The organism is Lactococcus termiticola, from assembly GCF_003116835.1.
Classification (GTDB): domain Bacteria; phylum Bacillota; class Bacilli; order Lactobacillales; family Streptococcaceae; genus Lactococcus; species Lactococcus termiticola.
Map to the genome: position 1 here is coordinate 182282 of NZ_BFFO01000002.1, position 11203 is coordinate 193484.

An 11203-nucleotide genomic window follows, 5' to 3' on the forward strand; every position below is an offset into this window, starting at 1 on the left:
AAGGACGAGTCCCTATGCTAGATAAGAAAAAAAGAAAATATCGCAAACTCCTCAAGGCTGTGCGGGCACTGGCTCCTAAGTATCTGGATATGACGGATGCTGAGCTCCAGATGCAGACTCAGCTTTTTCGTGAGCGGCTGGATAACGGCGAGAGCCTAGAGAAGCTCCTGCCTGAGGCCTATGCGGTCTGTATTGAGGCTGACAAGCGGGTGCTGGGGCTGGACCCTTATGATGTCCAAGTCCTGGCCGGGATTGCCCTCTTTTTCGGGACTATCACTGAGATGAAGACTGGAGAAGGTAAGACGCTGACGGCGACCATGCCGACTTATCTCCGTGGCCTGGCAGGTCCCGGTAATTTTGTCGTGACCTCAAACGAATACCTGGCCTGGCGGGATGCGGAGAATGTCGGGAAGGTCTATCGCTTCCTTGGCCTCTCTGTCGCTGTCGGTGCCCAGAAATCCGACTTTGACCAGGACATTGACAAGAAAGAAGCCTACAACTCTGACATTGTCTATACGACGCACTCAGCCCTGGGCTTTGACTATCTGCTGGATAACTTGGCTGTGACCAAGGAGAAGCAGTACCTGCACCCCTTCAAGTTTGTCTTGATTGATGAGGTCGATTCAATCCTGCTTGACATGGCTCAGACACCCCTGATTATCTCAGGGGCTCCCAAGCTCCAGTCCAATCTTTCTAAGCTAGCTGATAAATTTATCAAGAGTCTTGTCGAAGACGAAGAATACGAGCTCTCAGAAGACAAAAAGCTGGTCTGGTTCCTGGAAGACGGAATTGCCAAGGCTGAGGACTACTTCAGTGTCAAGGACATCCTCTCTGAGGAAAACGCTCCCTTGTACCGTCGGCTGGTCCTGGCCCTCAAGGCCAACCATGTCCACCGGGCCAATCGAGACTATGTGGTCTATAATGGCGAGATTCTTCTCCTTGACGAAATGAACGGTCGGAAGTTAGAGGGGACCAAGCTCCAAGGCGGGATGCACCAGGCCCTCGAAGCTAAAGAAGGACTGGACATCACAGAAGAGACCCGCTCCATGGGTTCTGTAACCTATCAGAACCTCTTTAAGATGTTTGAGGTTCTCTCTGGGATGACAGGGACGGCGATGACCGATGCCGACGAGCTTCGGGACACCTATGATGTCGACGTTATGGCCATGCCGACCCACCGGCCAATCTTGCGGAAAGACCACGATGAAAAGGTCTTTGCCCACCATAAGATGAAAATCCTGGACAGTCTTGACCTGGTCAAGGCCATTCGTGAGACAGAACGCCCTATCTTGATTGCGACGGGTTCTGTCTCTAAGTCCTATCTCTACTCCATGCTCCTTTTGGACCACCGGATTCCACATAGCCTACTCAACGCCTCAACGGCTTCAAAAGAAGCCCAGATTGTCGAAGAGGCCGGAAAACGTGGTGCTGTGACAGTTGCGACTGCCATGGCAGGACGTGGGACCGATATCAAGCTGGATGACTTTAGCCGGGAGCACGGCGGTCTCGTCGTTATCGGTACAGAAAACATGACCTCAGAGCGGATTGACAATCAGCTCCGCGGCCGGTCTGGCCGTCAAGGCGAGCCTGGGGATTCTTATTTCTTCTCGAGTCTTGAAGACCAGATTGTTGTCGAAAACGCCCCTGACTGGGTTCGCAAGTACCGCAAGAAGCTGGAAAGCGACAGCAAGTACCAGGACAGAGAAGAACACCTGACCCGGCCGAAATATGCCCGACTTGTCAAAAAGTCTCAAAAGAACAAGAAGAACCAAGACGTCCAAAGTCGTAAGGAAACCCTCGACTATGACGATATTACCAGCGTCCTGAGGAATCGGATTTATGACGCCCGAAACATGATCATGGAGGCGGATTCTCAGACCCTCGAGTTTCTCATCATTGACAGTGTCAACCATGCGGTGACCGACCTGGCCTCTAAAAAAGAAGGGCTCACTGGCCGTGATTTCAATGCTTTTGTGACTAACAACATCGACTATGGCTATAAGGATAGCCCTTATGCCATGGACGAGAAATTGCCGAAGAAGGCCTTTGGTGAACAGCTCTTTAAGCTGGTCGAAGAAAAATCTGTCGAGGTTTTGGCCAATCTTCAAGGCCAAGAACAAATTGACTACTACCGGCGTGTGGTGATTCTCAGGGCCATTGATAGCCTCTGGATCGACCTGGCCGACGGTCTGGTCCAGCTCAAGTCCATCGTGTCAAACCGGACCTGGGCCCAGCACCAGCCTTTGTATGAGTTCCAGAAAGAAGCCGAACGCTATTTCTACGAGACTCGTGAAAAACTCCGTGTTGACATCATGCGGAACTACCTGCTGTCAGAACTCTTTAGAAATCCTGACGGCTCAGTTGATGTCGAATACCCTTAAAGCACTAGAATTGGAGAAAAGATGAGAGACTACTATCACGTCATCCGAAGGATTGCATGGACGCTGTTTTTTGTCATGCTGATGATTATTGGTACGCATCTAAGAATCCCAGCCCTACACGAGACACAACAGCCGGCATCGACCTTTTTACAGATCTTCTCGAATTTATCAGCCGGAAATGTCAAGGTCTTGAACCTCTTTTCACTCGGCCTTGGCCCTTATATGATTTCACTCATCTTTTGGTCAACCCTGAGCATGATGGAAATCGACTGGGTGACCAATCTCTCTAAGCGTGAGCAAGGCTTTATCATACGGGGACTGACCCTCTTTATCGCCTTCTTTCAGGCCTATGCGACCGTGACCCACTTTGGGACAGGGATTGACTTTTCAGCCTTTCCTGGCTTTAGTAAAATTCAAGTCGAGATGGGCTTGATTCTGGTCCTTGTCGCAGGTGCCATGCTGGTCAGCTTCTTGGCCGACATGAACCTGAAAAAAGGCATCGGTAAGCAGATGATGCTCATCATGCCAGGCTTGCTCCTGAATACGCCCTCCCTCTTAACTTCAGGCCAGACCGGAGCCCATGCCTTCTTTAACACACGGACGGGTATGATTGTGGCGATCATCGTGACCCTTGTCTTTATCTATATTGCGACCTTCCTTTATCGCTCTGAGTTGCGGATTGATGTTCAGCAGACAAGCCTCGATGTGGACTTTAAGTCCTCTTACATTCCCATCAAGGTCCTGCCGGCCGGAGCCATGCCCTTTATGTTTGTCGTGACGATTTTCTCGCTGCCACAACTCTTGGTCTTGATTCCTGCCTTGCAGAATACGAAGTTCCTTTACTGGACCCTGCAAATCTTTACCTACTCTACTATTCCGGGGATCATCGCCTACGGCGTGATTGCGACCCTCTTGACTTGGGGCTTTGCCCAGGTCAATGTCCGGGTCTTTAAGATTGCCAAGTCTCTGCGTGAGTCTGGCGACTATATCTTGGACGTCCTGCCTGGGATTGAGACGGAGAGATACTTGAAACGCAAGCTCAATCATCTGATTGTCTTCAGTTCACTCTTTATGATTGTAATTTCTTCGATTCCCATGCTGATTGGCCTGAAAATCCAGGGTGTGTCTAATTTGGCCTTCTACTTTGGTTCGATTTTCATGGCGATTCTCATGATTGACAACATCCGAGAAGAAGTGAAATTCCTGACAGCAAAACCTCACTACAAGCTCTTTTAAGGGGAAAATATGATTTATTTAATGGCGGACTGGAAGGCTGACACCCAGCTGGATACCGACCGCATCTACCATCTGAGCCAGTTTTTTACAGAAGAAAAGCTGGACCACCAGCTGGTCTTGTCGGGCCATGTCCCAAACCTGCTCTATAAACTCAATGAATACGGCTACCACCAGGATAATCTCATCCGGGTCTTTGACCTGCTCCAGGGTGTAGAGCGACTGAGCGGCCACCCGCTCACGATTGATGAGCTTGACATTCCGAGTGAATACGACCGGATTTACAGCCCTTTTGGGGTCATGCTCTGGCATGATGACCGGATGGTCGGCTATGTTATTTTTGATGACTATGGCTTTCCGACCCGGGTCATGTTTTACAAGGAAGACGGGGCTCGGGAGGAGCATACCTATGACTCTCGGGGCTTCTTGTCCAGCATATTTTATGTGAACTCTGGCAATGTCCTGGTCCAGCGTGATTATTTTGATGAATTTGGCAGACTCCGGATTCATGTCGATGACACAGGCTTTTATCTGGACGGCCTTGAGTTTCCGTCACAAGAAGCGGCGGTCTCTATGATGCTCCAGGCCCAGCTGGCCGATGGCGAAGATGAAAATGTCTTGATTTCTCTTTCAGATGAAACCACGCTCGAAGAAATCAAGAAGCTGGTCGAGGCCTCTAAGGTCAAGGTCATCAGTATTCTTTCAGATAAAGAACAGGTCCACAAGGTCCTCAAACACAAAGACGTGGAAATGGTCATTGACAGCCGGGTTGACCAGTTGCCTGAGGCACTCGAAGCCGGCCACTACATCCCTATCTTTTATCCAGAGCTTGAGCTCGGTCAAAGTAGTGAGGCCCCTAAGCTTGAAATCTATGCTCATTTTAGCAAGATGGAGCGGGAAGAATTTAAGCAGTTGAACATGCTGATTCAAAAGTCTTCTGCTAAAGAGGACATTGCCCTCTTTGTCGAGCTGGAAGATCCATCTCAGCTTGACCGGGTAGAACTCATGAAGCGGGAAATCATCGAGACCCACTTTGATGTGGACATGGACTCCGATGCCTACAAGAAGACTGAAAAATATATTGTCAGCAAGCTCGCTAAGAAGCTCTTTAACAGCGACCTTGAAGCCGTTAAGCCCCTCAAGGAGACCGCGCAATGGCCAAGACTCGTCGGTGCGGTCGAAGCTGGCCTCAGAATCAACTTTGCTGACAAGAACGGCTTAGGCATTCTCGAGTCTAAACTCGACCAGGTCCGCCTTTATCTGGACCTGAGCGACCACTACCAGATCTACCGCCATGCCCAGGTGGTCTCAGCAGGTGTACCGCTGATCAGTCGCCACAAGAGCGACTATATCAGGCAGGGCAAGAACGGCATCATGTTGCCTGAGTCAGACTTGAAGCTCGAAGAAGCGATTGACCACTACCTCGTCAACCTCAAGCAATGGAATGAGGCCCTAGTCGAAGCAGTCGACCTGATTGAAGCCCATCATCCAAAAGACATCATCAAGAAATGGAAGGAGTTGATCAACAATGGCGAAAAATAAAATCATCCAATTTGGTGGCCTAGCCGTGCCATTGTCAGATCAAATCCTTGAGAAATTTGACTATGTCCATGTCGAGGGCAACTACGACTTATACAGTGACGAAGAAAAGCTCAAGCTCTTCCAGGACGGTGTCTTTAACCGGCGGGCCAACCGGAACCTCTATATCTTTGGCCGGGATGCCGTGCTTTTGCAGAACTTCCCAGGCCTGCTTGAACAATTTCCGCCCTTCCAGCTCTTCTATGATGAGGGGGCTGAGATTGATCCGAGTCAAAAGAAGATTCTCGATATCAAGAAGGCAGAGCCTTTTGACCCTGAAGCTGAATCCCAGGAGGCCTTATACGCTAAAATCAACGACCTCTCGATTGAGCAGATTGGTTACAACATCGAGATGGACTTTATCCGGGTCAATCCGAGCTTCAAGGGCGACGTGACCCGGATGGGGAACGTCTTCATGGAGTTAGACGGCGACTTTGGCGATGACTACAAGCAACTTCTTAGCTGGAAGATGCACCCTTATGGGATCGAAGCCCATGGCCGAGTGAACTTCATCCCCGAGTGGCGAATCGATAGCGAGGGTGTCGAAATCGAATTCCGGATTTTCTATATCGACTTTAATACCGGTCAGACGACTAAAATTATCACAGGCAAGCCTGAAGACTTTGCTAGCGAAGACATTATCCTGGTCAATGAATCAGATACTGGCCAGCACATCGCGACCAGCCTCTATGCCAAAGGAAAGGGCAAGTTCAGAGTCGGCAATGTCCACTTTAGAAATGCCTTTTCTGACAAGTCTGCCTTAATGAAGGGCGGTCAGCGTTTCCAGGACAAGGACAGACTGAATCAGGAAATTTTCCATCTCTTTAATCCTGGTGATATGAAACCACCGCTCGCCGTCTACTTTTCAGGTTACCGGCCTGCCGAAGGTTTTGAAGGACGGGGGATGATGAACCGGATGGGCTGTCCTTATCTGCTCATCAGTGACCCACGCTTAGAGGGGGGAGATTTCTACATGGGCTCTGAGAGCCTGGAGAAAGAGCTGGTCGATGTCATCCAGGAACACCTGGACTTCCTCGGCTTTGAGCGCAGAGACCTGATTCTCTCAGGAATTTCTATGGGGACCTTTGCGGCCTTATATTATGCTGCTGACCTCCAGCCTAGCTCAGTCATTGTCGGGAAGCCACTGGTCAATGTCGGCGACATTGCCATGAATGAACGAATCGACCGGCCAGAGCTCTGGGGGACGAGTCTGGACATGGTCATGGACCATACGGGCGAAGCGACTGTTGCCGGTGCCAAACGTCTCAACCAGCGTTTCTGGGATAAATTTGACAAGGGTGACTTTAATCGGACCACTTTTGCGGCTGCTTATATGATTCACGACGACTATGACCAGAAGGCCTTTCCTATGATAGAAAAGAGTCTGGCTAAGAATAATCCCCAGTCCCGGGTCCTTCAAAAAGGCTTTATCGGCCGACATAATGACAATACACCAGGGGTCACCGAGTGGTTTCGTAAGCAATACCGCAACATCCTTTGGGAGGAATACGGCCGGCGGGTACGCTTTTAATCGCTAAACACAGAAAGGAAGAAGATGTCAGTTTGGATCATCAAATGGGGCGAGAGCTTCTCAGAGAGCTATGCCTTTGGGGCCAAGGTCAAAAAGGAGCCCAATAGTGTGTATTACTCGGCTTCAATGATGCCTGTCGCCTCAAAAATCAGGACCTGGAAGGCCATCGGGAGCTTTGCTGTCGACCGGACCTCGCCTGCTCTCCCCCTCCTGCTCGCTGGCGAGGAGTACCATATTAAGGCCTTGCTCGAAGCCGATGATAATGCCTCTTTCGAGCTGCGGGTCGACTGCTATGACCGCTTTGGAAATTTGATTGAAATGTTTTCAAATGACGGTCTAGAGCTGACCTTTACCTATCCGAATGAGACGGTCAACTACGAGGTCGCCCTGGTCAATAAACGCCACAAATACCTCTACTTTAACTACCTGCTCATCTCAGACAAGGAAAATATCGATGCCGTCAAGCTCGGCCCATCTGCTGGCCTGCTCAAGGCTGACGACGAGCCGACCTACACGATTGACTATCTCTGGCGACAGACCAATATCGTCAAACGGCCGACGGGCCTTGGCCTCATGGTCCAGCCAGACATCAAGAGTCTGGTCTCTGGCCTTGAACTCATGAGTGAGGTCATTCAAAAGGATGCGGCAGAGAGCGAGACAGGGGCCAAGAAACTCAGAATTCTCAAGGGCATCAACTTTGAGAAGCTGCCTGAGGCCTTCCATCTTATCCCGACATTACTTGAGAAAATCAATCCCGGCCTTGAGCTTGACACCGACATTATTCCAGATAATCTCTCAAGTCTAGGGAATATCCTAAAAGCCTATACAGATAGAAATAAGGAGCATGCATAATATGAATTTTTTCATTAACAGAGCCATGGGGATTGGGAACTCAGGCGTTGAACACGCTCAGTTTTATCGGGCAGAACTCTTCGACATGGAGGGCCTGCCCTACAAGTACCTCTTTACCGAGCTCGTCAAAGAACTGCCTGAGGCCATGGCCCACTGGAACATCCGTCCAGAGCAGGTCATCAACCTCTACGAATTTTTCACTTTCGGTAAGAAAGTAGCGACAGAAGGGGCTCCCCGCAAGAACAAACGGGAAGACAAGACCTTCATCGACGGGGCCAATACCCACCGGATCGTCCAGACCCTGACCTCTACAGGCATGCTGGTCCGTGAACACATCGAAAAGTCGCCAAATCCAAAGACACCAGGGACCCTCCTTGTTTCACGTTATAAAATCGAAATCTTTAATGCTGAAACGATGGAACGCAAGCTCATGCTCAATGAATTTGCCCATCCTAGTCGCGGTCGTATTCTGGAAAACATCCATATCTATGACTTTGAAGGCCAAGACCTCTTTTTCCGCAACGAGGTCACCTTCCAGCGTTTCTTCTTTGAGACCCTGACGAAAATCTTTGAAGGCAAGAACACCTTCATCATGGACCGGGGCGAAGAGTCTGAAGCGGCCTTCTTTGGCAATGAGCACATCGACTTCAATCTGATTGAAATCATCCACGCTGACCACCTGGGCGACCGGGATGAGCCAACGGCTCCGCTTTGGAACAACTACTATGAGTACCTCCTGACCCACGTTGACCAGGCAGACCGGATTGTCGTCTCTACTGAGCTCCAACGCCAGGACTTCCTCCTTGACTTCCCAGGCATGGAAGACAAGTTTGTGACCATTCCAGTCGGTGGGATTTCTGAGACAAACATGGTCCCAGTCGATCCAGAGACCACGCCAAAACGTGCCCGTCGCTTCATGACCGCTTCTCGGTTGGCTGGTGAAAAGCACATTGACCAGGCAGTCAAGGCGGTCTCAAGGCTTCATGACCTCTATCCTGACATCACTTTTGACATTTATGGACAAGGTGGTGAAGACCAAAAAATTCGTGAGACCATCGAAGAATGCAAGGCTCAAGACTACATCAAGCTCATGGGCCACTCAAACAATCTTGCTGAAGACTACAAGAAGTACGATGCCTTCATCTCAGCTTCTTATTCAGAAGGTTTTGGCCTGACCTACATCGAAGCCCTGAATGCAGGTCTTCCTGTCGTGACCTTCAAGGCGCGTTTCGGTGCCATGGAGCTGGTCAAAGACGGTATTAATGGCTACCTCCGAGATTTTAAGCGTGACGATGAAGAATATTCTATCGAAGAATTGACCAAGGGGATTCAGATGATGATGGAGCAGGATTATCCAAGCTTCAAGAAGGCGACAATTGCCTCTGTTAAGGACTTCCATAACCCTATTATTGCTAAGAAATGGAGTAAATTGATCAATGAATTATGAACTCGTAACCCTGATTCGCCCGGGCGACGCCGTCTGGGACAACGCGAAGAAACGCCTCCAAGCAGACAAGGGCGAGGTCATTTCTATCCTGCCTAGTCCAGATTTTGCAAAGATTCTCAAGAATGAAGACGTCAAAGGCGTCAACCTCTTTGACGAAAAGACTGGCCGGACCACTGACCTGAACAACTTCATGTTCTTCAACCAGGCTCCCGTCCCTAGTAATTCTGAAATCTTCATGAATGGCGACTGGACGATTTCTGTCATCAACAACGGCGACGAAATTGGAAATGTCGAGCTCTATCCCAACACCCGTCGCTTCGTCAAAAACGTCAGCTACAAGCGGATGAATGGCGACACTGACTACATCCAAGAATACGCCATTGACGGCAAGCTCTTTAGCGAGATTTTCTACTTTAATAACAAGCCACAGGAAATCCATTTCTACAGCGACGAGAAGGTCCCACGCATCAGTTATTACTTCTACGAAGGCAATCTGGACTATGTGACCCTCAACGACGAAAAGGGCGAAATGGGCAAGGGCTTCAAGAGCCTGGACGAAATGCTCGGCTTCCTGCTTTCTGAAAAGTTGACCGCTGATGATACTGTGACTGTGACCTACATGGGGATGGAAATCAATGTCCTGAGTCAGGCCAAGAGTCATAACCAGCTCTATCTGGAAGAATCGCCTCTGACAGAGGAGGGCCAGGTCAAGGGTAATTTACAGCTGATTTTGGATGACAATATTCCCTACATTCATGAAGTCTTCATGAGTCAGGAGCACTATCTCCTCCTCGTAGAGAAGGGCGTTTCTACTAAGAAAGTCCGACTTATTGACTAAGTAAGAAAGGAGCGATTCATGGCAGAAGAAGCTCAAAAAAATCAAGAGCAGGCGGAGACTGAAGAAGCTTCCAACCAGAGCCAGCTTGGTGCCGTCGTCGAGAAGATGTTTCAAGACGAAAGCGACCGGATCGTCAATGAAGAAGATCCAGACGCCAAGCGGGGCAAGCGGACGACGATTATCATCGGGCTGATCATGGCCCTGATCGTCCTGCTCACACTCATCTATAGAATTATTTAAGGGAGGACCAAGTCGATGAGACGTTGGGTCATTAATATCGTCCAGGGCGAAAGCCGGGACGCCGTAACCAAACCAAAAGCAGATGTGGCAGATATTGCCGAAGGCATGGGCTATCAAAAGGTCAATGTGAACATGCAATACATGGGCAACTTTTCTGATGAAGGGTTGGCTTCCCTGATTGCAGGGATGACACAGCTGGTCAGAGAAGACGATGTCTTCCTCTATCAGTTTCCGACCTTGCTCGGCTTCCGCTTTGATGAAGCCTTTGTCAGTCATGTCAAAGCCAAAGGTGCCAAGGTCATCGTCCTCATGCATGACTCTGAGTGGCTCCGCGGCTTCTATCCCGAGGAAAACACCTTCCTCAATGGGGTCGATGCCGTCATTGGCCACTGGCACAAGATGAACGAGTCACTCCGTGAATACGGCGTGACCACACCTATCATTGACAAGGCCCTCTTTGACTATGTCCAGGAAAAGGATTTCCCGCTTACGGACAATATCTCAAAGAAGGTGGTTGTCGCAGGAAATCTTGACAAGTCGATCTTCGTCGAAGAATGGGGCGACGACATGCCTGAGCTCCACGCCTACGGCAATAAGCAGCTTTTGAACTTCGGGAGCCAATGTCACTACCACGGTAGTTTCCAGGCTCAAGAGCTCTTAGAAGAGCTCCCTAAGGATGCCTTTGGAATTTCATGGGATGACAACCTGCCTGGCGGTGGGGATTATCAGCGTTACAGCCGTTATAACTCACCCCACAAGCTGGCCCTCTATCTGGGCCTTGGGCTGCCCGTCATTGTTTGGAAGGAAGCCGGTATTGCCAGCTATGTCGTTGAGCAGGGGCTGGGCTTTGCCATTGACCACCCGAGAGACATTGCAGAGCGCTTTAATACCATGACAGAAGAAGAACTCAGTAATTATAAGCGACGGGCCAATCAAGCGGCTCGGGCGATTCGGGCAGGCTTCTTTACCCGGCGTGCGATTATGCAGGCTGAGGATCTGATTTATCCGGTATAGACTGTATGAAAAAAAGCGATTTTGATGAATCGCTTTTTTTCTGTTGTTTTTTTCTCACTATGAAAAAGTCAGTTGAAATAAAAGTCATT

General features: G+C 49.7%; 9 protein-coding genes. All 9 read left to right on the plus strand.

What is annotated here, in order from left to right:
- The first annotated feature begins 14 nt into the window (after positions 1 to 14).
- The 9 genes from secA to NtB2_RS02360 are packed head-to-tail and all read left to right on the plus strand — an operon-like array spanning position 15 to position 11114.
- Positions 15 to 2381, plus strand: coding sequence for a preprotein translocase subunit SecA (gene secA, locus NtB2_RS02320; protein WP_109245335.1), 2367 nt, complete (start codon positions 15 to 17; stop codon positions 2379 to 2381).
- A 21-nt stretch (positions 2382 to 2402) separates the two neighbouring features.
- A complete protein-coding gene (locus tag NtB2_RS02325; protein WP_109245336.1) occupies positions 2403 to 3617 on the plus strand; it encodes an accessory Sec system protein translocase subunit SecY2 in 1215 nt (404 codons plus the stop codon).
- A gap of 9 nt (positions 3618 to 3626) precedes the next feature.
- The gene (gene asp1, locus NtB2_RS02330; RefSeq protein ID WP_109245337.1) at positions 3627 to 5156 is read left to right on the plus strand and encodes an accessory Sec system glycosyltransferase Asp1; all 1530 of its coding nucleotides are present in this window, start codon (positions 3627 to 3629) and stop codon (positions 5154 to 5156) included.
- Positions 5143 to 6723 carry an accessory Sec system protein Asp2 gene (gene asp2, locus NtB2_RS02335; protein ID WP_109245338.1) on the plus strand — a complete coding sequence of 527 codons (1581 nt, stop codon included), beginning with the start codon at positions 5143 to 5145 and terminating at the stop codon, positions 6721 to 6723. The genes asp1 and asp2 overlap by 14 nt, the downstream gene beginning before the upstream one ends.
- 24 nt (positions 6724 to 6747) lie before the next feature.
- Positions 6748 to 7575 carry an accessory Sec system protein Asp3 gene (asp3, locus tag NtB2_RS02340; RefSeq protein WP_109245339.1) on the plus strand — a complete coding sequence of 276 codons (828 nt, stop codon included), beginning with the start codon at positions 6748 to 6750 and terminating at the stop codon, positions 7573 to 7575.
- Position 7576: 1 nt separating this feature from the next.
- Positions 7577 to 9022, plus strand: a complete 1446-nt coding sequence (locus NtB2_RS02345; RefSeq protein ID WP_109245340.1) for a glycosyltransferase — start codon at positions 7577 to 7579, stop codon at positions 9020 to 9022.
- Entirely contained in the window at positions 9012 to 9860 is an 849-nt protein-coding gene (locus NtB2_RS02350) for a hypothetical protein (protein ID WP_109245341.1), read from the plus strand. Before NtB2_RS02345 ends, NtB2_RS02350 begins: the two co-directional genes overlap by 11 nt.
- 18 nt (positions 9861 to 9878) lie before the next feature.
- Positions 9879 to 10100 carry a hypothetical protein gene (locus NtB2_RS02355; protein ID WP_109245342.1) on the plus strand — a complete coding sequence of 74 codons (222 nt, stop codon included), beginning with the start codon at positions 9879 to 9881 and terminating at the stop codon, positions 10098 to 10100.
- A 15-nt stretch (positions 10101 to 10115) separates the two neighbouring features.
- Positions 10116 to 11114, plus strand: coding sequence for a glycosyltransferase (locus tag NtB2_RS02360; protein ID WP_109245343.1), 999 nt, complete (start codon positions 10116 to 10118; stop codon positions 11112 to 11114).
- The last annotated feature ends 89 nt before the right edge of the window (positions 11115 to 11203 follow it).

Excerpts from the sequence above, each read along its gene's own strand:
- NtB2_RS02355 (WP_109245342.1), top strand. The coding sequence starts at position 9,879 with ATGGCAGAAGAAGCTCAAAAAAATCAAGAGCAGGCGGAGACTGAAGAA.
- asp1 (WP_109245337.1), top strand. The coding sequence starts at position 3,627 with ATGATTTATTTAATGGCGGACTGGAAGGCTGACACCCAGCTGGATACC.
- NtB2_RS02360 (WP_109245343.1), top strand. The coding sequence starts at position 10,116 with ATGAGACGTTGGGTCATTAATATCGTCCAGGGCGAAAGCCGGGACGCC.
- asp2 (WP_109245338.1), top strand. The coding sequence starts at position 5,143 with ATGGCGAAAAATAAAATCATCCAATTTGGTGGCCTAGCCGTGCCATTG.
- NtB2_RS02325 (WP_109245336.1), top strand. The coding sequence starts at position 2,403 with ATGAGAGACTACTATCACGTCATCCGAAGGATTGCATGGACGCTGTTT.
- asp3 (WP_109245339.1), top strand. The coding sequence starts at position 6,748 with ATGTCAGTTTGGATCATCAAATGGGGCGAGAGCTTCTCAGAGAGCTAT.
- secA (WP_109245335.1), top strand. The coding sequence starts at position 15 with ATGCTAGATAAGAAAAAAAGAAAATATCGCAAACTCCTCAAGGCTGTG.
- NtB2_RS02345 (WP_109245340.1), top strand. The coding sequence starts at position 7,577 with ATGAATTTTTTCATTAACAGAGCCATGGGGATTGGGAACTCAGGCGTT.
- NtB2_RS02350 (WP_109245341.1), top strand. The coding sequence starts at position 9,012 with ATGAATTATGAACTCGTAACCCTGATTCGCCCGGGCGACGCCGTCTGG.